This is a genomic window from uncultured Microbacterium sp. (assembly GCF_964244775.1).
GTDB lineage: Bacteria > Actinomycetota > Actinomycetes > Actinomycetales > Microbacteriaceae > Microbacterium.
This window is the reverse complement of record NZ_CAXTJR010000001.1, coordinates 731,673-753,849: the sequence shown is the minus strand read 5'-3', so window position 1 is coordinate 753,849 and position 22,177 is coordinate 731,673. Positions and strand designations below refer to the sequence as shown.

Annotated in this window: 20 protein-coding genes; 8 read left to right on the top strand and 12 right to left on the bottom strand. The window is 68.0% G+C overall.

Annotated elements, in window-relative coordinates; all coding sequences use genetic code 11:
* Positions 1-802: 802 nt before the first annotated feature.
* Positions 803-1,888 carry an oxygenase MpaB family protein gene (locus tag ACFE6Z_RS03615; RefSeq protein ID WP_375384301.1) on the bottom strand — a complete coding sequence of 362 codons (1,086 nt, stop codon included), beginning with the start codon at positions 1,886-1,888 and terminating at the stop codon, positions 803-805.
* Positions 1,889-2,055: 167 nt separating this feature from the next.
* On the opposite strand from ACFE6Z_RS03615, the gene ACFE6Z_RS03610 reads away from it, so the two are divergent.
* Entirely contained in the window at positions 2,056-2,754 is a 699-nt protein-coding gene (locus ACFE6Z_RS03610; RefSeq protein WP_375384300.1) for an HAD family hydrolase, read from the top strand.
* A gap of 161 nt (positions 2,755-2,915) precedes the next feature.
* Here the strand turns inward: ACFE6Z_RS03610 and arr are convergent, their stop codons facing one another.
* The 5 genes from arr to ACFE6Z_RS03585 all read right to left on the bottom strand — a co-directional run bounded on the left by arr (position 2,916) and on the right by ACFE6Z_RS03585 (position 5,885).
* Positions 2,916-3,338, bottom strand: coding sequence for an NAD(+)--rifampin ADP-ribosyltransferase (gene arr, locus ACFE6Z_RS03605; protein WP_375384299.1), 423 nt, complete (start codon positions 3,336-3,338; stop codon positions 2,916-2,918).
* A gap of 273 nt (positions 3,339-3,611) precedes the next feature.
* Entirely contained in the window at positions 3,612-3,770 is a 159-nt protein-coding gene (locus ACFE6Z_RS03600) for a hypothetical protein (RefSeq protein ID WP_375384298.1), read from the bottom strand.
* Between the two features lie 295 nt (positions 3,771-4,065).
* A complete protein-coding gene (locus tag ACFE6Z_RS03595; protein WP_375384297.1) occupies positions 4,066-5,319 on the bottom strand; it encodes an RNA polymerase sigma factor in 1,254 nt (417 codons plus the stop codon).
* Between the two features lie 14 nt (positions 5,320-5,333).
* Entirely contained in the window at positions 5,334-5,684 is a 351-nt protein-coding gene (locus ACFE6Z_RS03590) for a YciI family protein (protein WP_375384296.1), read from the bottom strand.
* A 15-nt stretch (positions 5,685-5,699) separates the two neighbouring features.
* Positions 5,700-5,885, bottom strand: coding sequence for a hypothetical protein (locus ACFE6Z_RS03585; protein WP_375384295.1), 186 nt, complete (start codon positions 5,883-5,885; stop codon positions 5,700-5,702).
* A 242-nt stretch (positions 5,886-6,127) separates the two neighbouring features.
* On the opposite strand from ACFE6Z_RS03585, the gene ACFE6Z_RS03580 reads away from it, so the two are divergent.
* On the top strand, positions 6,128-6,379 hold the full coding sequence (locus tag ACFE6Z_RS03580) for a type II toxin-antitoxin system Phd/YefM family antitoxin (RefSeq protein ID WP_375384294.1): 252 nt from the start codon (positions 6,128-6,130) through the stop codon (positions 6,377-6,379).
* Complete coding sequence (locus ACFE6Z_RS03575; protein WP_375384293.1) at positions 6,376-6,636, top strand: Txe/YoeB family addiction module toxin; 261 nt, start codon at positions 6,376-6,378, stop codon at positions 6,634-6,636. The genes ACFE6Z_RS03580 and ACFE6Z_RS03575 overlap by 4 nt, the downstream gene beginning before the upstream one ends.
* Before the next feature lie 104 nt (positions 6,637-6,740).
* Here the strand turns inward: ACFE6Z_RS03575 and ACFE6Z_RS03570 are convergent, their stop codons facing one another.
* The 3 genes from ACFE6Z_RS03570 to ACFE6Z_RS03560 all read right to left on the bottom strand — a co-directional run bounded on the left by ACFE6Z_RS03570 (position 6,741) and on the right by ACFE6Z_RS03560 (position 10,048).
* Complete coding sequence (locus tag ACFE6Z_RS03570; protein WP_375384292.1) at positions 6,741-7,436, bottom strand: coenzyme F420-0:L-glutamate ligase; 696 nt, start codon at positions 7,434-7,436, stop codon at positions 6,741-6,743.
* Positions 7,436-8,914 (bottom strand): RNA polymerase sigma factor, encoded by a 1,479-nt coding sequence (locus tag ACFE6Z_RS03565; RefSeq protein ID WP_375384291.1) that lies wholly within the window; start codon positions 8,912-8,914, stop codon positions 7,436-7,438. Before ACFE6Z_RS03565 ends, ACFE6Z_RS03570 begins: the two co-directional genes overlap by 1 nt.
* A gap of 213 nt (positions 8,915-9,127) precedes the next feature.
* Positions 9,128-10,048 (bottom strand): proteasome assembly chaperone family protein, encoded by a 921-nt coding sequence (locus tag ACFE6Z_RS03560; RefSeq protein ID WP_375384290.1) that lies wholly within the window; start codon positions 10,046-10,048, stop codon positions 9,128-9,130.
* Between the two features lie 84 nt (positions 10,049-10,132).
* Here ACFE6Z_RS03560 and ACFE6Z_RS03555 point away from each other — a divergent pair, with 84 nt between their 5' ends.
* The 3 genes from ACFE6Z_RS03555 (at position 10,133) to sucB (ending at position 14,843) form a co-directional block, all read left to right on the top strand.
* Positions 10,133-11,623 (top strand): leucyl aminopeptidase, encoded by a 1,491-nt coding sequence (locus ACFE6Z_RS03555; protein WP_375384289.1) that lies wholly within the window; start codon positions 10,133-10,135, stop codon positions 11,621-11,623.
* The gene (lpdA, locus tag ACFE6Z_RS03550) at positions 11,620-12,993 is read left to right on the top strand and encodes a dihydrolipoyl dehydrogenase (RefSeq protein ID WP_375384288.1); all 1,374 of its coding nucleotides are present in this window, start codon (positions 11,620-11,622) and stop codon (positions 12,991-12,993) included. Before ACFE6Z_RS03555 ends, lpdA begins: the two co-directional genes overlap by 4 nt.
* A 74-nt stretch (positions 12,994-13,067) precedes the next feature.
* Positions 13,068-14,843, top strand: coding sequence for a 2-oxoglutarate dehydrogenase, E2 component, dihydrolipoamide succinyltransferase (gene sucB / locus ACFE6Z_RS03545; protein ID WP_375384287.1), 1,776 nt, complete (start codon positions 13,068-13,070; stop codon positions 14,841-14,843).
* 4 nt (positions 14,844-14,847) lie between these two features.
* Here the strand turns inward: sucB and ACFE6Z_RS03540 are convergent, their stop codons facing one another.
* Complete coding sequence (locus ACFE6Z_RS03540; protein ID WP_375384286.1) at positions 14,848-16,176, bottom strand: hypothetical protein; 1,329 nt, start codon at positions 16,174-16,176, stop codon at positions 14,848-14,850.
* A gap of 128 nt (positions 16,177-16,304) precedes the next feature.
* On the opposite strand from ACFE6Z_RS03540, the gene ACFE6Z_RS03535 reads away from it, so the two are divergent.
* Positions 16,305-17,015 carry a DUF4191 family protein gene (locus ACFE6Z_RS03535; RefSeq protein ID WP_375384285.1) on the top strand — a complete coding sequence of 237 codons (711 nt, stop codon included), beginning with the start codon at positions 16,305-16,307 and terminating at the stop codon, positions 17,013-17,015.
* Positions 17,016-17,036: 21 nt separating this feature from the next.
* Here the strand turns inward: ACFE6Z_RS03535 and ACFE6Z_RS03530 are convergent, their stop codons facing one another.
* Complete coding sequence (locus ACFE6Z_RS03530; RefSeq protein WP_375384284.1) at positions 17,037-17,438, bottom strand: RDD family protein; 402 nt, start codon at positions 17,436-17,438, stop codon at positions 17,037-17,039.
* Positions 17,439-17,572: 134 nt separating this feature from the next.
* Between ACFE6Z_RS03530 and glnA the strand changes: the two genes are divergently transcribed.
* Positions 17,573-18,997, top strand: a complete 1,425-nt coding sequence (gene glnA, locus ACFE6Z_RS03525) for a type I glutamate--ammonia ligase (RefSeq protein WP_375384283.1) — start codon at positions 17,573-17,575, stop codon at positions 18,995-18,997.
* A 178-nt stretch (positions 18,998-19,175) separates the two neighbouring features.
* On the opposite strand, the gene ACFE6Z_RS03520 is transcribed toward glnA, so the two are convergent.
* Positions 19,176-22,175 carry a bifunctional [glutamine synthetase] adenylyltransferase/[glutamine synthetase]-adenylyl-L-tyrosine phosphorylase gene (locus ACFE6Z_RS03520; RefSeq protein WP_375384282.1) on the bottom strand — a complete coding sequence of 1,000 codons (3,000 nt, stop codon included), beginning with the start codon at positions 22,173-22,175 and terminating at the stop codon, positions 19,176-19,178.
* Positions 22,176-22,177 lie beyond the last annotated feature (2 nt).

Below are 22,177 nucleotides of genomic sequence, written 5' to 3'. Positions count from 1 at the left end.
CCGCCATGCACCTGACACACGGCGACGCTACTCTGCGATTGGTTGAAACTCCGGCTATTCGCCAGCGTGCGAGCAAGCGCACCCTGGTGCGACTGAAATCACCGAATGCTGCCGCGGTGCTCCGGTCAGGAACGACGACAAATCTTCGGGATCGACACCCGTCGTGGACTCGAACGCGTCTTCCGAGACCAGCCCCTCCGTAACGAGGTGCCGCAGGTCATCCACGGGACCGTGCTGATGCGTAGTCATCGCTTTCCCCGCTTCGGCGCCAGATCTGCTTGTCGTCCTCGCGGTAGCCGGATTGCTGTTGGCTGTTCTCGCCCAGCGGTACCCGTTTGTGTAGGCTTCCGTCGCCCTAATCGCCGGCGGCTTTATGGCGACGATCCTCTACCTCTTGCGCTTCGTTTCGTACGATCCCGGCAACGCACTCTATGAACCCGAGCAGTCAGACGGGGCGAGCACTGAATTCGATGAGCGTGCGAATGGCCGCCGCCATGATCGCGTTCCAGTCGGCGTGAGCTCAAGGCTCAATCTGTGGGGTCGTGAGGAGTTATGCGGTCGCGTCGCAGCCGGACTAGTTGCCGGATTCCGGTCGCTAGCGCAGTTATGGAAACCAAGCCGAGGAGCAGGTTTGCGCCCCATTGGGTTCCTGGCTGTAGCGCTAACACGATAGCGATGACGGCGCAGAACACGCCCACCATGAGGGCGAGCATTGCCCAGGTCCGTGCGCTCAACCCCGCGAAGTCGCCGTCGGCTCGGCAATTCGCCATATGAGATCTGCCCAATCCCTCACGCTTACGTCTTAAGAGATGCGATGACCGCCACGGGTGCGACCCGCCTCGTCGGGCTCAGCTCCGGCGCTGTCATCGCCCTCGAGGCCGCGCGCTCGCGTACTCGTGTCGAGCAGCTCGCCGTCTATGAACGGCAGCTCTACCGCGACGGTATCGATCGCGAGGGCCGCTCCGGACGGGATTGCCGACTCGCTTGTCGCAAGGGGTTCGGCTGTTTCGTGCTGTAGGCGTTGATGTCGCTGGCGAGCGAAGTCTTGGGCGCGTAGGCCTGATCCGAGGGCCCGGGATGAGATGGCGAGCACGATTCGGGTCGCGGTGACGACCGGGAGGATGGTTCGTCGGAGACCGAGCAGCTTGCGATATTGCGGGGGGAGGCTCGCGACGGCAGCGGCGAACAGAACGCGGTAGGCCAGCCGCATCGAACCGGTGAAGGGGACGTCGCGGAGGAACTGCACGACCTCAGTTACGCGCGCGTCATGTCGGAGCTCATTGCGGTCGAGGTACGCATTCATCCGCGACCTCAGGTCGGCTTCGGTCTCGGGGGGATTGGACACTCGCATAAGTCGACCAGCCTGCGCCCATTCGTGCACATACGCGTCGGCCCCGCCTGGGATCGGGCCACCCCAGCGCTGGTGGGCGCCGAGGAATGCCTCGGTGAACGCAAGATGGACCCATTCCACGAGCGAGGCGTCCGACGCCGAATATGTGCGGGATCCGGTATCGGTCGCGTAGGTGCCGGCAACCCTCTGATGAAGGCGACCCACGCGGGCCGTCTCAGCGTGGGCTTGCTCGGTTGACCCGTAGGTGACGCAGATGATCCAGCGCACTGTCCCCGTGAGGCGTCCAATGGGGTCCTCGCGGTAGCGGGAGAAGTCATGGACGCCTGCCATCGCGCCCGGGTGCAGCGCTTGGATGAGAAGAGCCCGTATGCCCGCGACGAACGTCGCCGTGCCAGCATGCACCGTCCAGACAGCTCCGCCGTCGGCGAAGTACCCGAGATCATCACCCTCAGCCAGAACTCGCACCCATGAGGGCGTGCCATCCGGATCGCCCGCCAACGCCGTCAGCAGTCGCGCGCGCAAGGGGAGCCGAGTCATTCTTCAAGCGTGCCACGCCCAACGGAGGTGAGGGCGACGAGCAGTTCAGAACGCGCAAGCACACATCGGACCCAGCAGCGCTCGGCGCGGGACGATGATTGCGAAGGGCTGTACGCACATTTGGCCCCGATGTCTAGGTCATCGCGTTCGCGGAAGGATGCGGTTTGATGGCGGACATGATGACGAGTGATGAACGCCGTGGTGCCGTCCTTCTGGACATCGACGGAACCTTGGTGGATTCCAACTATCTGCACGTCGATGCGTGGGACCGAGCGTTCGTGGCAGCTGAGCATCCTGTCGAGATGTGGCGGATTCATCGTGCGATCGGGATGGACTCCGGCAAGCTGATCGAACGCCTTCTGGGCGACGACGCAGCCGCAGTGGGTGAGGCAGTGAAAGCAGAGCAAGGCCGTTTGTATATGGAGATGACCGATCGTCTTCGAGTGATCAAGGGCGCTCGCGAGCTGATTCAGGAGTTATCGCGAAGGGGACACGCGGTGGTTCTGGCGACTTCCGCGCCAAAGGACGAACTCGCAGTTCTGCTGAGTGTTCTCGATGTAGGCGGGGCGGTCGATAAGGTGACATCAGGCGAAGACGTCAGCGCCGCGAAGCCGGACCCGGGTCCTATCCAAATCGCGCTTGAGCGAGCATCCGTGTCCGCCGAGCAGGCAGTGATGATCGGGGACTCGGTGTGGGATGTCGAGGCGGCCAATCGTGCGGGCGTGAAAAGCATCGGCGTTCTCGCCGGTGGTTACAGCGAGGATGAACTCCTCAGCGCCGGCGCGTCGGCTGTCTACGACGACGTCGCCGATCTGCTCGAAAAACTTGATCAAAGCCCGATTTCCACCCCCCGGAATTCGGCCTGATTCAGCGGCCACGCCGCACCTCAACGGCGCCTGACGCTTCCCGGGTTCAACGACATCTGACCGCGCCCGCAAGCCGGTCCTTTGTCGGGTCGTCGATTGATGAGGTCGCCGGCCCAGCCGACGTTGCGCCCCGGACGTTCCCGCCGGCGGACCGTTGAGCGCTAATTGACGATGTCGCCGCGGTCGTGTGGCGCTTTTGCGATCAGCCGGTCGCGCCACCCCTGCAGCGCCTCCGGCGTGAGACGGACCCAGTCGGTGACCTCGCGCACTACTCGAAGCGGCCCTGCGCTTCGGAAGGACCGCGTCGGATTGCCGGGAAACTTCTTGTCGGTCACGTTCGGATCATTCTCGAACGAACCAGTCGGTTCGACCTCGTACACGTGAGGAACACCGGTACCGCCGAGCAACTCGACTGCGAGCTCGGCAGCGAGTCCGGCACCGTCGCGAAGCGCCGTGAAGTACACGTGGTTCATCACGACATCCGGCCGGTAGTTCGATCGGTACCCGGCACTGAGAAGCTCCCCGGGCTGCAGGGCAGCTGCCGTGCCGTGAAAGAACGGGCCGTCATCCAATGCATTATTCACGCGTTCACGCTAACGCGACCGCTCCCGGTCTACGCCCCCGTGGCGGACAGCACGACGGTCGGCTCGTCGCTGGGAGCGATCAGAACGGGTTCGTCGCCGTGTCAACGAGCGGGCGAACCTCGATGCCGCCGCCGGTGGCCGGGCACAGGCTGCCGATCTCGACGGCGTGGTCGAGGTCACGCGCCTCGACGACTTAGTAGCCGAGGAGGGCCTCCTTGCTCTCGACGAACGGGCCGTTCGTCACCGTGCCACCCTCGATCTTGGTGGCCGTCGTCACGGGCGCGAGCGCCCCCCGCCCGTCAGGGACCCACCGAGCTCGGATACTCGCTTGGTGAACGTGTTGTGCGCGTCGACCACCGCGCCCCACCCCTCGGGCGCCATGGTCTCGTAAAAGGCCGGGTCTTCGTAGATGAGGATCGCGTACTGGGTCATGGAAGTGCCTCCCGTACTGGGTCGCGGGCCGGCCTGTCCGACTCCGTCATAGTGACAGCGAACAAAATGCCGGCAGATCGACATCCAGGCCCGAATTTGCCTTTCATGAAGGACTCGAAGCGCCCGAACTTCAACACCGGATTGAGCGGCCGAGCAGTCAGAAGTCCTTGGCCTCGAGGGTGCTCGCGCGATGGCATGACGATGCGGGAACGATTGCTATCGGCGGCCCCGTCGCGGGTCGAGGCCTGACGTCCTCCGAGTGGCGCGGGCGCCGCGACGGCGGGGCGAGCCCGCCTCAGCGAGCGACCCGCGCCTCCAGCAGGCGCCGTTCGGCGGCGTTCGCCGTGAGTTCCAGCGCGCACAGGTCTTCGGCCATCGCCTCGTCCCGACGGCCGAGGTGCCGGAGCATCCGCGCGCGCACGGCGTGCCAGAGGTGGTAGCCCGTGAGGGCGTGTCGGAGCGCGTCCACCTCCTCCAGTGCCGCCTGCGGTCCGTCGACCTCAGCGAGCGCCACCGTGCGGTTCAGCCGTACGATCGGCGAGCGGTCGTATGTCAGCAGCATGTCGTAGAGCGTGAGCACCTGGAGCCAGTCGGTGTCGCCGCCGTCGCCCGTGTCGGAGTGGCATGCGGCGATCGCCGCGTGCAGCTGCCACCGCCCCGGGCGTCGTAGCATCGCCGCCTTCTCGAGCACGGCCTGTCCCTCGGCGATCAGTCGGCGATCCCACCGCGCCCGGTCCTGGTCGGCAAGCAGGATAAGCTCTCCATCGACGGCGCGTGCCCCTTCGCGTGCTCGGTGGAACAGCAGCAGTGCGAGCAGTCCCTGCGCCTCCGCCTCGCGCGGCAGTTGGTGTGCGACGACGCGCGCGAGCCATAGGGCGTCGTCGGCGAGGTCGCGGTCCGCGGCCGCGCCTCCGCCTGCGACCAGGTGGGCCTCGCTGTACATCACGGAAACGACGGTCAGGACGATATCCAGGCGCGCGGCCCGCTCGGATCCCTCGGGGATCCGCAAGGGGATGCCGGCGGCACCGATCTTTCGCTTGGCCCGCACGATCCGCTGCGCGACCGTCGATTCCGGAACCAGGGTGGCACGCGCGATCTGCGCGGTCGTGAGGCCGCAGATCGCACGGAGCGTCAGAGCGAGCTGCGCGTCCGTCGAGATAGCGGGGTGGCAGCAGCCGAACAGGAGCGGCAGTCGCTCGTCGGGCTCACCGGTGCCGCGAAGTGCTGCGGCCTCGGCCAGATCGGCGAGCAGGGCCAGCTTCTCGCGGTACCGCTTCTCGCGCCGCAGGCGGTCGAGGGCATTGTGGCGGGCCGCCTGCGTCAGCCATCCCCCGGGATTGGGGGGCACCCCGCGCGTGCGCCACTGGCGGACCGCCTCCTCGATCGCCTCGGCGGCCGCCTCCTCTGCAAGGTCGAGGCTCCCGAGCCAACCCGTGAGCGCCGCGACGATCCGCCCGGACTCCTCGCGGATCACCCTCGCGAGAAGTCGATCGGATGCCGCGGCGCGGGCCCGCTCCGACTCCGCTGCCGCGGCATCCGTTTCGTTCACGGCTCGATGTGGCTTCAGTAGACGATGATCGGGCGGATCTCGACCGAAACGCCAGGCAGCTCGAGCAGCGGCCACGTCTTGACAATGGCTATCGCCGCGTCGAGGTCGGGCACGTCGATCACCTGGAATCCGCCGATGACCTCCTTCGCCTCGGAGAACGGCCCGTCGACCACGACCGGCGCGTCGGCCCCGTGGGTGACCGTGGTCGCGGTGGTGACCGGCTGCAGCTGGGCGCCGGACTCTGTCATCACCTCGCGGTTCGTGCCGAACCAATCGTAGGTGCGGCGATAGACCTGCTCGGCGTGCTCAGGCGACACCGCTGCTTCGAGTTCGGGCGTGGTTGTGAACATGATGACGTACTTCACGGTCGTGTCCTTTCGTCATGGGAACCGTTTCATCCCTACAGCGAACGGGCAAGCCCGAATTCGACACGAACCGTCAACTTCCTCGGATTTGCGAATCGTCAGATGCCGGTCGGCAATCGTGACGGTACTGCGTGCCGCAGCACCTCGTCGCTCGGCGGCGACGCGGTAGAAGTCGCCCTTGCGCCCGAACAGCTTGGTCACGGCCGACACCGCAGCGGCGAGTTCTCAAGCGCCGCCGACAGGCAGACCAGGTGTTCGAGAAACTTGAGCACCGTCCTGGGCAGACGGATGCCGGTCGACGAGGTCACAAAACTCGACACCTGTGAAGTCATAGTCGCGACGACGCAGTCCGCCATCGTCCTGCGCGACTTGATCCTTACTTGGGTCGGCCGAACTCGACGGATGAGATGGTACGCTTTCACGTACTACTTAGGGAGGCTTCGATGTCTGCAATTACCGCGACTGAGGCGCGCAAGACTCTGTTTGGCCTCATCCAGCAGGTCAACGAGGATCACACTGCCGTCGAGGTCGTCTCCCGCCATGGAAACGCCGTTCTTCTGTCCAAGGACGACTACGACGCGATGACCGAAACTGCGTACCTGCTCCGCAACCCCGCCAACGCTGACCGGCTGCTCGCCTCAATTGAGCGCGCCCGCCGCGGAGAGTTCGAAAAGCACGATCTCCTCGACGCGTGACGCGAACGATCGGCTTCGACCCGAACGGGTGGGAGGACTACGTCTACTGGCAGACGCAGGATCGCACGACTTTGAAGCGCATCAATCAACTGATCGCAGACGTCATGCGCGATCCCTTCTCAGGAATCGGCAAACCCGAACCGCTCAAGCACGTTCTCTCCGGGGCGTGGTCACGCCGAATCGATGACAAGAACCGCCTCGTCTACTACGTCACCGACGGCCACGTCATCATCCTGCAAGCCCGCGACCACTACTGACTCCCGAGACAGCTGCTCCCGCAAACCGATCCGCAGAACGATCGTGGAGCGGTCACGCCCAGAACATGATTACCCGGAAGAAAATCATCGAGCCTTTCGGCGGATCAGACGGGTCGAACGATCCCGAGTGGGGTCGACTCGCGACCCTGGCCGAGTGGGTTGTCGCCCAGGATGCGGACGAGACGCTGCTCCCCCGCGCGGTCGAGGGTCGAGCCGAGGATGTTGCCGCCGAGGTCGTTGATGTCGACGACGGCGACCTCCGCCTGAACGCCGAGCAGGCTCTGCAGGTGCGCGGCGACCTCGCGTGGGCGATCGGGCCCGAGGACGACGGAGCGGTCGTAGGGCGGTATGGTGCCCTCCGTGGGCCCGTCGATCGCACGCGCCTTGTCGCCGGCGACGCGGTAGAAGTCGCCCTTGCGCCCGAACAGCTTCGTCACGGCCGAGACCGCGGCGGCGAGCAGGATGCGCAGCGTCCCGCACTCGCGGAGCGCCATCTCCATCGTCTCGGGCATGCCGAGCCCGATGCCGTGCGGCGTGCGCACGACGAACCGCGACAGGAACCGCGCGAGTCGCCGAGGCTGGATCGACTCGATCGGGTACGAACGCCCCTGTGTGATCGCGACGATCTTCTCCGTCACGAAGAGAATGTCGCCCGGCTGGACGACGCCCTCCGCGTACTCGGTGATGAACGGATCGAGCTCGTCGCCGTGCAGCACGACCCGCGTGCGGATCGGGATGCGCGAGAACGACGCGCCGTCGACCTCGATCGTGAGAGCTTTGCCTGCGTTGGCCTCAGCCATCACTCGAGATAGTCCCGGAGGGACTGCGAGCGAGACGGATGCCGGAGCTTGGCCATCGTCTTCGACTCGATCTGACGGATCCGCTCGCGCGTGACCCCGAACGTGTCGCCGATCTGATCGAGCGTCTTGGGCTGGCCGTCGCCCAGGCCGAAGCGCATGCGGATGACGCCCGCCTCACGCTCGGAGAGCGAGTCCAGGAGCGACTCGAGCTGACGCTGCAGCATCGTGAAACCGACCGCGTCGGCGGGAACCACGGCCTCGGTGTCTTCGATCAGGTCGCCGAACTCGCTGTCGCCGTCCTCGCCGAGGGGGGTGTGCAGCGAGATGGGCTCGCGGCCGTACTTCTGGACCTCGATGACCTTCTCGGGGGTCATGTCCAGTTCGCGGCTGAGCTCTTCGGGCGTGGGCTCGCGGCCCAGGTCCTGGAGCATCTGCCGCTGGACGCGCGCGAGCTTGTTGATGACCTCGACCATGTGCACCGGGATGCGGATCGTGCGCGCCTGGTCTGCCATGGCGCGCGTGATCGCCTGGCGGATCCACCACGTCGCGTACGTCGAGAACTTGAAGCCCTTGGTGTAGTCGAACTTCTCGACGGCACGGATGAGACCCAGGTTTCCCTCCTGGATGAGATCCAGGAACTGCATGCCGCGGCCGGTGTAGCGCTTGGCGAGAGAGACGACGAGGCGGAGGTTCGCGCCGAGCAGGTGCGACTTGGCACGCTGACCGTCGCGGGCGACCCACTGCAGGTCGAGACCGATCTGGCTCGCCTTCTCGGCGGTCGACATGTGCGACAGCTTCTCTTCGGCGAACAGGCCCGCCTCGATACGCATCGCGAGCTCGACCTCTTCGGCCGCGTTCAGCAGCGGCACCTTGCCGATCTGCTTCAGGTAGTCCTTGACCGGGTCGGCCGTGGCGCCGGTGATCTGCGTCGAGTACACCGGGACGTCTTCGTCGTCGCTCGAGGAGATGACGATCGCGCCGGTCGGCAGCGGCTCGGAGAACGTCGGCTTCTTCTCGTCATCGTCGTCGTCGTCATCATCGGATGCCTCGGCCTCGGGCTCGGCAGTCTCGGGCTCGGCGGCCTTGCGTCCGCGGGCGGCCGGGGCGGCGGGCGCCTCGTCCTCGATCTCGACCTCGAGGTCTTCCACCTCGACGTCTTCGAGCTCGCTCTCGTCGTCGATCGCGTCGACGTCGTCGCCGTCCGCCTTCGCCGAGGCGCCCTTCGCGGGAGCCCCCTTGGCGGTGACCTTTGCGGCGGGCGCCTTGGCGGTGCCTGCCTTCGAAGCGGCGGTCTTGGCCGGCGCCTTCGCTGTACCCGTCTTCGAAACGCCGGTCTTGGCGGGAGCCTTCGCGGCGGCGGTCTTTGCCGGCGCCTTCTTGGTCGACGTCTTCGTCGTGGCCGCCTCATCGACGACCTCAACGGTCTCGACGTCTGCGGTGCTGCGGGAGCGGGTGGTCGTCTTCGTGCCTGCGGTCACGGTTCGCCTTTCACCGGCGGGCGAGTGTCGACGCCCATCAGTCGTGTTCGGACACTAGTAAGACCCTTGTCAAGTCCCCGCTCCACGAGGGCTCTCGCGAAACAGGTTGACAACGGGTCAGGTCTTCCAGTATCTCATAGGTTCTGCGCACGACAACACGTGCCGCGCACGGACACGATGAATGGAACGGTATACGGCGACCGGGTATTCCGCTCAGCCGCGCTTGTCGTCCTCGCCGGACGGCCGGCTCGCGAGGAACCGCTCGAGCTCTGCCGCGAGCTCGTCGGCGCTCGGCAGATCTCCTGTGTGGATGATGGGCGTCGCGAGCGTCGAACCCGCCATGTACGCGTCGTACCGTTCTTCGAGGCCCTGAAGCATTCGCGACAACTCCTCGCTGCCGCTGACCTGGTCTTGCACCTTCGCGAGGTACTCGCGATTCTCTTCACGCAGATCCTCACCGGTGAAGACGAGACCGGTCGCGACGGTGAGCGCGTCCAGCGCGGCCAGCGTCGTGGCAGGAAACTCGGTGTCGCCGAGGTAGTGCGGGACGAGCAACACGAAGCCGGCGATCTGCGCACCCGCCTCGGCGAAGCGGTACTCCAGAAGATGGCCCACGGTGGCCGGGACCTGGGTGTGCGGCTGCCAGACGCTGTGCGCCCTCGTCAGGTCGCTGCGCGTCCCGCTGACCGTGGTGCCGATCGGTCGGGTGTGCGGAACGGGCATCGGGATGGCGTGGACCCAGGTGACGGATGACACGGCGAGCGAATCGGCGAAGCTCAGCACCGTCTGGGCGAACGCGTCCCATGCGAAGTCGGGCTCGAACCCGGCGAGGAGCACGAAGGGCTGGCCCAGCGCATCGTGCGCGAGCGAGAGCTCTAGTCGCGGCGGGCGGTAGTCGGTGAGGTGGTCCTGATCGAACGAGACCATGGGGCGTCGCGCGCGGTAGTCCAGCAGCACATCGTTCGTGAAGATCGCCAGAGTCGACGGCGACAGGTCGTCGCGGAAATACTCGACGAGACGGGCCACGGCGTTGCCGGCGTCGGTGAACCCCGTGAGCGCGATCACGAGAGGCAGCCCGCGCGGAACGGGCGGCGCCGAGGCGACGCGTTCGAACAGTGGCTCGGACAACGGCATGCCTCCACTCTACGAGCAGCGTCCGCCATGGGCGCTGCGACGATCCCGCTCACAGCGAACACACGCGTACCTAGGATGGAGACCATGTCGTTCCCCGACCTCGTCTACAGCCCGCTGCCCATTCGAGAGACGGAGGACGACGCGATCGTCCTCGCCCTCCCGCCGTTCGACGCCGCCGATGCCGCCGAACTCGGCGACTGGCCCGGGCTGCGTGAGGCACTCCTCGGAATCGGCTTCACCGGTGCGGCGTCGTCCTTCCACCGCGTGTTCGCTCCCGAGAGCACCTCGCTTCCGCTCGCGGTGGTCGGGACAGGACCGGCACCGGATGCTGCGACCCTGCGCGCCGCGGTGGGCACCGGCATCCGCACCCTCACAGGGTTCGCGAATATCGCCGTCGCCGCCCCCGCGACCGAACCCTCGTCGTGGCGCGCGCTCGCCGAGGGCGCCACGCTCGGCGGCTACCGGTTCGAGGGTTACAAGACCTCGGCTCCGAAAGAACGCGCGGTGCGCGTCACCGTGCACGGCGCCGCGGAGAGCGTCGACCCCGCCGAGCTCGACGCCGTCACCGCCGCCGCCGCCGCGGTCGCGCTGGTCAAAGACCTGGTGTCGATCCCTGCCGAGTGGCTGGGGCCTGCCGATTTCGCCGAGCGCGCGATCGAGGCCGTGGCCGGCCTCCCCGTCGAGGTCGAGGTGCTGGATGAGAACCAGCTCGCAGCGGGCGGCTATGGCGGCATCCTGGGTGTCGGTCAAGGGTCGGACCGCCCGCCGCGACTCGTGCGACTCTCGTACTCCCCCGCCGGCGCCGAGCGTCACGTCGCGCTCGTCGGGAAAGGCATCACGTTCGACACCGGCGGTCTGTCGCTCAAACCGCCTGCCGGCATGGTCGGCATGAAGTACGACATGTGCGGGGCGGCCACCGTGTTGGCGGTCACGAGAGCCATCGCGACGCTCGCCCTGCCGGTGCGCGTCACGGCATGGCTGTGCATCGCCGACAACATGCCGTCCGGGCGCGCCACGCGCCCCGGGGATGTGCTGCGGATGCTGGACGGCACGACCGTCGAGGTGCTGAACACCGATGCGGAGGGCAGGCTCGTGCTCGGCGACGGACTCGTCGCGGCGAGCAGGGAGCATCCCGATGTCATCGTCGACGTCGCCACGCTGACCGGTGCCATCACCGTCGCACTGGGCACGCGCCACGCCGGCGTGATGGGCGACGACGATGCCGTCCGCGCCTACCTCGAGTCGTCGGAACGCGTCGGCGAACTCGCGTGGCAGCTACCGCTTCCCGCGCACATGCAGGACGACCTCGACTCGCCGATCGCCGACCTCCAGAACGCCAAGATGGGCGATCCCGCGGGCGGGTCGCTGTTCGCCGGCCTGTTCCTGCAGCATTTCGTCGGGAAGGTGTCGGATGACCAGGACGCACCCCGCATCCCGTGGGTGCATCTGGACATCGCAGGAGTCGGGATGAACAAGGGCGGGGGCTACGGCTTCACGGACAAGGGGCCGACCGGCGCGACTGTGCGCGCGCTGATCGATTTCGTCGGAACCGATGTGCAGGGAGGGTCGCGATGACCGAGCACGCATTCGACCTTGTGGTCCTCGGCGGCGGGAGCGGCGGATACGCGGCCGCGCTCCGGGCGGCCGAGCTGGGGCGCTCGGTGGCGCTCGTGGAGAAGGACAAGGTCGGCGGAACCTGCCTGCACCGCGGCTGCATTCCGACCAAGGCCCTGCTGCACGCGGCCGAGGTCGCCGATGTCACCAGGGATGCGGCGACCATCGGCATTCGCGCCCAGCTTGACGGCATCGAGCCGGCCGGCTTGCGCTCCTACCGCGAAGGCATCGTCGCCAAGAAGTACAAGGGCCTTGAGGGTCTCGTGAGGGCGCGTGGGATCACCGTCGTCCATGGTGAAGGCCACCTCGAAGCCGGACCGGCCGTCCGCGTCGGCGACGACCTGTACCGTGGCGCGGACGTCATCCTCGCCACCGGGTCGTACAGCCGCACGCTGCCGGGGCTGGAGATCGGCGGACGCATCCTCACGAGCGAGCATGCGCTGGAGCTCGACGAGATCCCGCAGCGCGTCGTCATCCTCGGCGGCGGGGTGATCGGCGTGGAGTTCGCGAGCCTCTGGCGCTCGTTCGGCGTGGACGTCACGATCGTCGAGGCGCTCGAGCACCTCGTGCCCAACGAAGACCTCACCTCGAGCAAGGCGCTGGAGCGGGCCTTCCGCAAGCGAGGGATCACGTTCTCGCTGGGTGTCCGGTTCGCGCGAGCGGTGCAGAACGACGCGTCCGTGACGGTGACGCTTCAAAACGACGCCGAATTCACGGCCGACTACCTGCTGGTCGCGGTGGGGCGTGGCCCCGCGACGGCCGGACTCGGATACGAGGAGGCCGGCGTCGCCCTGGACCGCGGGTTCGTCACCACCGACGAGCGGCTGCGCACGGGCGCCGACCACGTCTGGGCGGTCGGTGACATCGTGCCGGGGCTGCAGCTCGCGCACCGCGGGTTCCAGCAGGGCATCTTCGTCGCGGAGGAGATCGCGGGGCTTCATCCTGTGCTGATCCCCGACGCGCAGATCCCCAAGGTGACCTACTCGCACCCCGAAGTGGCCTCCGTAGGTCTCTCCGAGGCTCAGGCCGTCGCCGCGCACGGCGCGGACGCGGTCGCTTCTTACGAGTACAACCTGGCGGGGAACGGAAAGAGCGAGATCATCGGCACCGGCGGGATCGTGAAGGTCGTCAGAGCCAAGGACGGTCCGGTGCTCGGCGTGCACCTGGTCGGCGATCGCGTGGGCGAGCTGATCGCCGAGGCGCAGCTCGCCGTCGGCTGGGAGGCGCACCCCGAAGACATCGCGCCGTTCATCCACGCCCACCCCACGCAGAGCGAGGCGCTGGGCGAGGCCTTCCTCGCCCTTGCGGGCAAGCCGCTGCATGCACTGTAGGGCGCGGCGGCATCACCGCTCCCCCGCATCACTAAGCTAGAACCGACATCGGCATCCCTGAAGGAGACACCGTCATGAGCACTTCCGTCGTCCTCCCCGCGCTCGGAGAGAGCGTCACCGAGGGTACGGTCACCCGCTGGCTCAAGAAGGTCGGCGACACCGTCCAGGCGGACGAAGGCCTGCTGGAGATCTCGACCGACAAGGTCGACACCGAGATCCCCTCGCCCATCAGCGGCGTCATCGAAGAGATCCTCGTTCAGGAAGACGAGATCGTCGAAGTCGGCGCCGTCCTCGCCATCGTGGGCGACGGCTCCGCCGCTCCGGCAGAGGCGCCCGCGCCCGCTGCCGCGCAGACCGAGGAGCCCGCAGCCCCCGCGCAGGAAGACCAGCCCGCAGCCCCCGCGCAGACCGAGGAGCCGGTAGCCCCCGCGCAGGAGGAAGCGCCGGCCGAGCCTGCCACCGCCGCCGCAGCGCCGGCAGAATCATCTCCCGCTGCGCAGGGCGGCACCGACGTCGTCCTCCCCGAACTCGGGGAGAGCGTCACCGAGGGTACTGTCACCCGCTGGCTCAAGCAGGTCGGCGACAGCGTCGCGGTCGACGAGCCGCTCCTGGAGATCTCGACCGACAAGGTCGACACCGAGATCCCGTCACCCATCGCGGGCACGCTGCAGGAGATCCTCGTGAAAGAGGACGAGACCGTCGCCGTCGGAGCAGCACTCGCGCGGATCGGCGACGGTGCCGCAGCCCCCGCCCCTGCGGAGCCCGCACCTGCCGCCGAGCCCGCGCCGGCAGCCCCCTCGACCGAGAAGCCGGTCGAGGCCGAGCAGCCCGCGGCCCCCGCCCCTGCGGCCCCCGCCCCCGCACCTGCCGCGCCTGCGCCCGCCGCACCGGCCCCCGCCCCGCAGGCGTCCCCCGTGTCGGCGTCGGCCGACGACGACGCGATCACCTACGTGACCCCGCTCGTGCGCCGGCTCGCCCAGCAGCAGGGCGTCGACCTCGCCAAGGTCGCCGGCACCGGAGTCGGCGGTCGGATCCGCAAGGAAGACGTCCTGAAGGCGGCAGAGGCCGCGGCCGCACCGGCACCCGCCGCTGCAGCGCCGGTGCCAGCAGCGCCGGCAGCGGTCGAGGTCTCGCCGCTGCGTGGCACGACGCAGCCGATGTCGCGCCTGCGCAAGGTGCTCGCCGAGCGTGCCGTCGCGTCGATGCAGGCGACGGCGCAGCTGACCACCGTCGTCGAGGTGGACGTCACGAAGCTCGCGAACCTCCGCGACCGGGTGAAGGGCGAGTTCCAGGCCAAGACGGGCGACAAGCTCTCGTTCCTGCCGTTCTTCGCGCTGGCCGCTGCCGAGGCGCTCCGGACGTATCCCGTGGTCAACGCGACGGTGGACGGTACGTCCATCGTCTACCCCGCGACGGAGAACCTCTCGATCGCGGTCGACACCGAGCGTGGCCTGCTGACACCGGTTCTGCGTGATGCCGCCTCCAAGAACCTCGCCGAGATCGCGCACGAGATCGCCGACCTCGCCGCGCGCACGCGCGACAACAAGCTCAAGCCCGACGAGCTCGGTGGCGGCACGTTCACGCTGACGAACACGGGCTCGCGCGGTGCGCTGTTCGACACCCCGGTGGTCTTCCTCCCGCAGTCGGCGATCCTCGGTACGGGCATCGTCGTCAAGCGCCCCGGCGTCGTGTCGGTCGACGGCAAGGATGCGATCTCGGTCCGCTCCTACGTCTACCTCGCGCTGTCGTACGACCACCGCATCATCGACGGCTCGGATGCCGCGAGGTTCCTCGGCGCTGTCAAGGCTCGTCTCGAGGCCGCGCAGTTCGAAAGCCAGCTCGGCATCTGACCAGTCACGCCTTCTTCTCCGCGACATCATGGATGTCGCGGAGAAGAAGGCGTTCCTGTGCCCGGACCACGACCACGAGCTGAGGCGTCGTCGCCGCGTCCGCAGGATCTTCGACCCGGAGAACGGCGGCACCGCCGAATTCGTCCAGCAGCGTGATGCGCACATCGGCGCCGCTGCGGTCCGCCACGCCGGCCGGAAACGCGCGGGTCGGATCCTCCACGATGTCGGCGAGGCACCCGAGCTCGCCTGCGCACGCCGCCCGTCGCGTCAGCAGACCCGCCGCAGCGACCGCCCAGTCGACATCGCCGCTCGCCGGCACCGGGTCGACGGCCGCCGGGTGCTGCTCCTGATCCGGCGCGTCGGACACCGCTGAACCGGACGGCCCTGCCTCCGTCGACGTCGAGGTCGGAGTGGGGACCGATCCTTCGGCGGTGGCCGGTCCGCCGCCGCTCGGCCAGAGCAGGCCCAGCCCGAGAATCCCGCCGGCGAGCCCCGCTGCGATGATCCACGGACGCCGGTGGTTCGCCGCACGCGGGCGCCGCACGCCCCGCCATACCCGGGTGAAGGTGTCGGAGACCAGTTCGGTGAGATCGGCGTCGATGTGCCGGGCGAGCGAGTCGACCCAACGAGGCGGAGGGACGTCCTCCGCCTCGTCCGCGGCAGGGCCGGGGGCGGCGTCGCGTCCGTGCAGCGGTGTGAATGCGTTCATCGCGAGGGGAAGCGGTGCGGCGACGGCGAAGAGGGCCGCCTCGCACTCGTCGATGTCGCGCAAAAGCACGCGCGGATCGGTTGCGGTGGCCGCGGCATCCGCGATCACGCGTCCGAGCCATGCGTCGACCGATGTCGCGAGCGACTCGAGGACCTCGGACGTGGGCCGGCCGGCGATGTCCGTCGCCAGCACCGGACGCCCTTCGTCGGTCAGCCACCATTCGCCGATCGACGGATCGTCGCCGGCGTGGCGGGCGACCTCTGCCGCACCCCGCAGCAGGCTGACCGCGAGCGTGACGGCCTCGCCGCCGTCCAGAGCGTCGCGGCCGGACCCACGACGGGCGAGGAACGCGTCGACACGCTCGCTGCACACGGGGAGGGCGACGTCGTGCCCATCCAGGCGGCGCACCACATCGAGTGGGGCGAGCACGTGGCCACCCTCCTCTGCATGCCATCCACCCCAGTCATCGCCCAGCTCGACAGCATCCACGAGCACAGAGGATTGGCCATCAGGCGTCCTCGTGAGCGTGCCGGGCCACGGCGACTCCGCCGCGGTCATATGCCGGATCGGCCGGTAACCCGCGCGCAGCGTCTCTTCCGTTGCCGATCGATCCCCCGCGTGCATCCCCCGAGCATGGCGCTCCGGGACCGGCGTGGCGTCACCCGATGATCAGGATGTGGATGGCGCCGCACGCGCATCCGCCTGTGCAGGAGCAGACGGTTGCGGCGGCCGGAAAAGGTACGCTGGAAGGCATGGCAGCACGCACCGCCGCGCCCGAGAAGCGCCCCGGCTTCTTCTCGCAGCTCCGCACCCTCTTCACATTCACCCGTCAGGCCTACCGGTGGCTTCCCTGGCTGCTCGTCGGCATCCTGCTCGTCGGCATCGGCATCGGTGTGGGCGTCGGGTTACTGATCCCGCCCGTGGCGATCTGGTCGGTCGTGCTCTGGGGTGTGACGGGGCTGCTGCTGGGCATCCTGGCATCGCTCATGACGATGACCCGCCTGTCGACGACTGCCATGTACAAGAAGATCGACGGGATGCCGGGCGCGGTCGGTCATGTGCTGTCCACGTCGCTCGGGCGCAACTGGCAGAGCAGCGAGACACCCGTCGGAATCAACCCCAAGACGCAGGAAGCCGTCTACCGCGCCATCGGGCGGGGCGGAGTCGTGCTCGTCGGCGAAGGATCACGCGGCCGCCTCACCCGGCTCATCAACGAGGAGCGCTCGAAGGTCCAGCGCGTCGCGCAGGGCGTTCCCGTGACGGTGTTCTACGTGGGTCACGGCGACGACGACGTGACGATCGCCAAGCTCGGCGGCGCGATCAAGGCGCTGCCCAGAAAGATCGACCGGTCCACGATGGCAGCCGTGATCAAGCGAGTCGACTCGGTATCGCAGTCGCTGGCCTCGCTGCCGATCCCGAAGGGCGTCGACCCGACCAAAGCCCGCGCTCCGCGACCGCGCTGATCCGCGTCAGGGCTGATCTGCTCAGGCCCGCACGAGTACGGTGCCGGCCGCTTTGTCGTGCAGGCCGCGCTGGTCGGCATCCCAGATGACCGCAGGAATCACGAGCACGAGCAGCACGGTGCGCACGATCGGACGCCAGAGCCCCGTCCACGATCCGTTCACCTGCATCAGCCTCAAACCGACCAGGCGGTGCCCCGGGCTGCCGCCGATCGTGGGGATGAATACCACCTGGACGATCGCGAACACGACCGTGGTGGCGAGCGGGTCGTACGAGAAGAACGCGATCGAGATCACGACGGCGCACGCCCAGTCGATGACCAACGCTCCTGCACGGCGTCCGAGTCGCCCGACGCTGCCGCGACCGGCCTGCGGGAGCCCGACGCGTTCGCCCGGATACGAAGATTCCGATGGACGATCGCTCATTCATCGAGCCTACCCGGCGACGCGTAACCTCCCCGAAACATGAGGGATACTGAGGGGCAATGCCGCTTCGATAGCGTCGGGGAGAGCTCGTGTAAGCGGGCGGTGATCCCGAATGCCCTACCTCTGGAGAGTTCATGTTCAGTGATTCATCCGAGGTGCTGAAGTTCATCAAGGACGAGGACGTCAAGTTCCTCGATATCCGTTTCACGGACCTTCCTGGTGTACAGCAGCACTTCAACATTCCCGCCTCGACAGTCGACGAAGAGTTCTTCACCGTCGGTCAGCTGTTCGACGGCTCTTCGATCCGCGGCTTCGCGAACATCCACGAGTCCGACATGCAGCTCATCCCAGACGTGTCGACGGCCTACGTCGACCAGTTCCGCGAGGCGAAGACGCTCATCATGATCTTCGACATCTACAACCCCCGCAACGGCGAGATCTACCACAAGGACCCGCGCCAGGTGGCCAAGAAGGCCGAGAAGTACCTCGCCTCGACGGGCATCGCCGACACGGCGTTCTTCGCCCCGGAGGCGGAGTTCTACATCTTCGACGACGTCCGCTTCGAGGTGAAGCAGAATTCGAGCTTCTACCACGTCGACTCCGAAGAGGGCGCGTGGAACACGGGCCGCGAGGAGGAGGGCGGAAACCTCGCCAACAAGACCGCGTACAAGGGCGGCTACTTCCCGGTCAGCCCCGTCGACAAGACGGCCGACCTGCGCGATGACATCACGCTCAAGCTGATCGACGCCGGATTCACCCTCGAGCGCTCCCACCACGAGGTGGGCACGGGCGGCCAGCAGGAGATCAACTACCGCTTCGGCACGATGGTGCACGCAGCCGACGACATCCTGAAGTTCAAGTACATCGTCAAGAACACGTCGGAGCAGTGGGGCAAGGTCGCGACCTTCATGCCCAAGCCCCTGTTCGGCGACAACGGCTCGGGCATGCACGTGCACCAGTCGCTCTGGAGCGAAGGCAAGCCGCTGTTCTATGACGAGGCCGGCTACGGCGGTCTGTCTGACATCGCGCGCTGGTACATCGGCGGCCTGCTGGCGCACGCCCCCTCGGTGCTCGCCTTCACCAACCCGACCATCAACTCGTACAAGCGCCTGGTCAAGGGCTACGAAGCGCCGGTCAACCTGGTGTACTCGGCCGGAAACCGCTCGGCGGCCATCCGCATCCCCATCACGGGCACCAACCCGAAGGCCAAGCGGATCGAGTTCCGTGCACCGGATGCCTCGGGCAACCCGTATCTCGCCTTCGCGGCGCAGCTCATGGCGGGCCTGGACGGCATCAAGAACCGCATCGAGCCCCACGAGCCGGTCGACAAGGACCTCTACGAGCTTCCGCCCGAGGAGGCTAAGAACATCCCGCAGGTGCCGAACTCGCTGTTGGACTCGCTCGACGCCCTGGCCGCCGACCACGAGTTCCTGCTCGCGGGCGGCGTGTTCACGCCCGAACTGATCGAGACCTGGATCGAGTACAAGATCGAGAACGAGATCAAGCCGATCGCGGCGCGCCCGCACCCGTTCGAGTACGAACTGTACTTCGGCGTCTAGCCGTATCCCCCGACGAAAGAGCCCTCCGAGTCCGCACTCGGAGGGCTCTTTCGTGCGTTCGCCTGGACTTAGCGCTACCCTCAGGCCTAGACCGGCCGGTTAGGTTCCCTCGCCCCGCGGTCCCCCAGTCCGCGCGGGCGAGGGAACCGCTTTGGATCATGGCGGCCCGGCTCCCGCTTCAGCCGTAGAAGAGCTTCTCGAAGATGCTCCGGGCGCGCCGGGTGGTGGCGAAATACAGCTCCTCGATCGCCGTCGCCGAGCGAGGCGGATATCCGAGGATGCGGGCGATCCCATCCAGCTGCTGCCGGTCGGTGGGCAGGACGTCGCTGGTCTGCCCCGACCACAGGGTGTTCGCGGAGCGGAGCCGGCTGGCCAGCCGCCATGCCTCGGCCAGTCGTGCCGCCGCGACCGTCGAGATGAGTCCGGCGGCCTCCGCCGCGTGCAGGGCACCCATCGTAGAGGTGGTGCGCAGCCCGGGGATGCGTGCGCCGTGCTCGAGCTGAAGGAGCTGCATGAGCCACTCGACGTCGCTGAGCGTCCCGGGACCGAGCTTGAGGTGACGGGCGCGGTCGATGCCCTGCGGGAGCCGCTCGTTCTCGACGCGCGCCTTGATCCGCTTGATCTCGCGGATCCCGTGGGGGTCGACGGTGGCGGGATAGCGCACCGAGTCGGCCAGGGCGGTGAAGTCGCGGATCAGGTTGACGCTGCCCGCGAACCCCCTGGCGCGAAGCAGCGCCTGGGCTTCCCATGACATGCTCCATCGGCGGTAGTACTCGGCGTAGGCGTCCAGCGAACGGGCGAGCGGCCCGTTCCGGCCCTCCGGTCGCAGATCGGCGTCCAGGTCCAGGGGCAGCCGGAGATCCTCCGACCGGCGTCGCAGCTCCGCCACGATGTCCAGGGCGAGGCGCTGCCCGCGGTCGGGATCCATGTCGGGTGCCCGATAGACATACAGGATGTCGGCATCCGACCCGAATCCCAGTTCCCGGCCCCCGAATCTGCCCATCGCGATGATCGCGAAGTCGAAGTCCCCGGCGTCGGGCGGAACGAGTTCGCGGCGTACCGCGCGCAGCGTCGCCTGGATCGAGACCTCGGTGATCGTGGTGAGGGATGCTGCGACATCCTCGATGCTCTGCACCGCCAGCAGCCCGCCCATCGCCGTGCGGAGGATCTCGCGACGCCGGATCGACCGGACGGCGCGCACCGCGTCTTCGACGTCGACGTGCCGAGCCTGGATCGCGCGTGCCTCATCCTGCAGCAGCACGCCGCGTCGCGGATGCAGCTGCTCCTCCTCGTCGTCGAGCCACGCCGAGGCGTCGGGGATCCACTCCATCAGCTCGCCGATATAGCGTGAGCCGGCCAGTACCCGTGTCAGGCTCTGCGCGGCGGCCGACGAGTCTCGGAGCATGCGGAGGAACCACGGCGAATCGCCCAGCCGTTCACTGATCCGGCGGAACGCGAGCAGACCGTAATCGGGATCGGCCCCCTCGGCGAACCACTGGATCATGACCGGCATGAGGTGGCGCTGGATCGTGGCTTTCCGCGAGAGCCCCGAGGTGAGGGCCCCGATGTGGCGCAGCGCGCCCGCGGGGTTGCGGAATCCGATCGCGGCGAGCCGATCGTGCGCCTGCTCGGTGGAGAGCGAGCGCCCCTCCTCGGGGAGAGCCGCCACCGCACTCAGGAGCGGCCGGTAGAAGAGCCGGACGTGGATGTCGCGGACCTCGCGCTTGATCGCCTCCCACAGCTCCCACAGCTTCTGGCCGCCCTCGGCGAGCCCACTGGCGCGCGCCAGCACGCGCAGGCCCTCAGGGGTGGAGGGCATCAGGTGGGTGCGGCGCAGCGCCCGCAGCTGCATCCGATGCTCGAGCACCCGCAGCGTGCGGTAGTCGTGCGCGAAGGCGCCGGCCTCGGGGCGCCCGATGTATCCGCCGGCCACGAGCACCTCGATCGCGTCGAGAGTCCCCCGCTGGCGAATGCGATTGTCGGTGAGGCCGTGCACGAGCTGGAGCAGCTGGACGGTGAACTCGATGTCTCGGATGCCGCCGGGGCCGAGCTTCAGCTGGTAGGCGACCTCGTCGGGCGGGATGTGCTCGGTCACCCGCTCGCGCATGCGCTGCACGCTGTCGACGAAGTTCTCGCGGGCAGCGCTGGTCCAGATCTTCGGCTGCACGGCGGTGACGTACTGCTCACCGAGCACAGCGTCGCCCGCGAGCGGCCGCGCCTTCAGGAGCGCCTGGAATTCCCAGCTCTTGGCCCACCGGTCGTAGTACGACAGGTGCGAGTCGAGCGTCCGCACCAGGGCCCCTTGCTTGCCCTCCGGGCGGAGATTTGCATCGACCTCCCACAGCGGGGGCTCGACCTCGACGCTCGTGATGCCGCGCATCGTCTGCACCGCCAGCCGGGTTGCGATGTCGATCGCCCGACTGTCCTCCAGCGTGTCCGGCTCTGCTCCCCCGACGAAGATGACGTCCACGTCGCTCACGTAGTTCAGCTCGCGCGCGCCCGACTTGCCCATTCCGATGATCGCGAGTTTGGTCGCCGCGACCTGTTCGCGGGGAAAGAGCCCGCCGGCCGCCGCACCCCCGGCCGACACCCTGGTGCGGGCGACCGCGAGCGAAGCCTCCAGCGCGGCGCCCGCAGCATCCGCCAATCGCGCTGCGACCTCTTTGACGGCACCGACCGGGTCGGGGTGGAGCACATCGTAGATCGCGATCTGGGCGAGGAGCCGCCGGTACCGCACGCGCAGGGCGACCCACTGCGCCTCAGTCCCGCCGGCGGCGAAACCGTCCACCGCGCCGACCGCGCCCAGCAGCTGCTCGGTGAGTTCCTCGGGGGTGGGCAGCCGCTCTCCGGCGTCACGCAGCTGGAGGAGTTCATCGGGATGCCGGAGGTAGAAGTCGGCGAAACCCTCGGAGGCTCCGAGCAGCGCCCACACCGCGCGTGAGCCGGCTTCGGTCGCCAGTATCTCGCGCACGGGTTCAGCCGACCGCCGGGCCACCCGGACGAGCCCGGCCAGCGCGGCGTCGGCGTCAGCGGCGCCCGCCGCCGCGACCGCGAGATCGCTGCGCGCGACGCCCACCGCCGACTCGAGCTCGTCCAGAAGCGCATCGGCGGCGCCCAGCTCGCTGAATCCGAGTCTGGCGAGCTCGGTGAGTGCCGACGACCGATCTCCGGAAGACATGG

Bases quoted from the DNA above. Each gene is read 5' to 3' on its own strand.
- ACFE6Z_RS03615 (WP_375384301.1), bottom strand. From the start codon at position 1,888: ATGACTCGGCTCCCCTTGCGCGCGCGACTGCTGACGGCGTTGGCGGGC.
- ACFE6Z_RS03610 (WP_375384300.1), top strand. From the start codon at position 2,056: ATGGCGGACATGATGACGAGTGATGAACGCCGTGGTGCCGTCCTTCTG.
- ACFE6Z_RS03600 (WP_375384298.1), bottom strand. From the start codon at position 3,770: ATGACCCAGTACGCGATCCTCATCTACGAAGACCCGGCCTTTTACGAG.
- ACFE6Z_RS03580 (WP_375384294.1), top strand. From the start codon at position 6,128: ATGTCTGCAATTACCGCGACTGAGGCGCGCAAGACTCTGTTTGGCCTC.
- ACFE6Z_RS03570 (WP_375384292.1), bottom strand. From the start codon at position 7,436: ATGGCTGAGGCCAACGCAGGCAAAGCTCTCACGATCGAGGTCGACGGC.
- ACFE6Z_RS03560 (WP_375384290.1), bottom strand. From the start codon at position 10,048: ATGCCGTTGTCCGAGCCACTGTTCGAACGCGTCGCCTCGGCGCCGCCC.
- ACFE6Z_RS03555 (WP_375384289.1), top strand. From the start codon at position 10,133: ATGTCGTTCCCCGACCTCGTCTACAGCCCGCTGCCCATTCGAGAGACG.
- lpdA (WP_375384288.1), top strand. From the start codon at position 11,620: ATGACCGAGCACGCATTCGACCTTGTGGTCCTCGGCGGCGGGAGCGGC.
- sucB (WP_375384287.1), top strand. From the start codon at position 13,068: ATGAGCACTTCCGTCGTCCTCCCCGCGCTCGGAGAGAGCGTCACCGAG.
- ACFE6Z_RS03540 (WP_375384286.1), bottom strand. From the start codon at position 16,176: ATGCACGCGGGGGATCGATCGGCAACGGAAGAGACGCTGCGCGCGGGT.
- ACFE6Z_RS03535 (WP_375384285.1), top strand. From the start codon at position 16,305: ATGGCAGCACGCACCGCCGCGCCCGAGAAGCGCCCCGGCTTCTTCTCG.
- ACFE6Z_RS03530 (WP_375384284.1), bottom strand. From the start codon at position 17,438: ATGAGCGATCGTCCATCGGAATCTTCGTATCCGGGCGAACGCGTCGGG.
- glnA (WP_375384283.1), top strand. From the start codon at position 17,573: ATGTTCAGTGATTCATCCGAGGTGCTGAAGTTCATCAAGGACGAGGAC.
- ACFE6Z_RS03520 (WP_375384282.1), bottom strand. From the start codon at position 22,175: ATGTCTTCCGGAGATCGGTCGTCGGCACTCACCGAGCTCGCCAGACTC.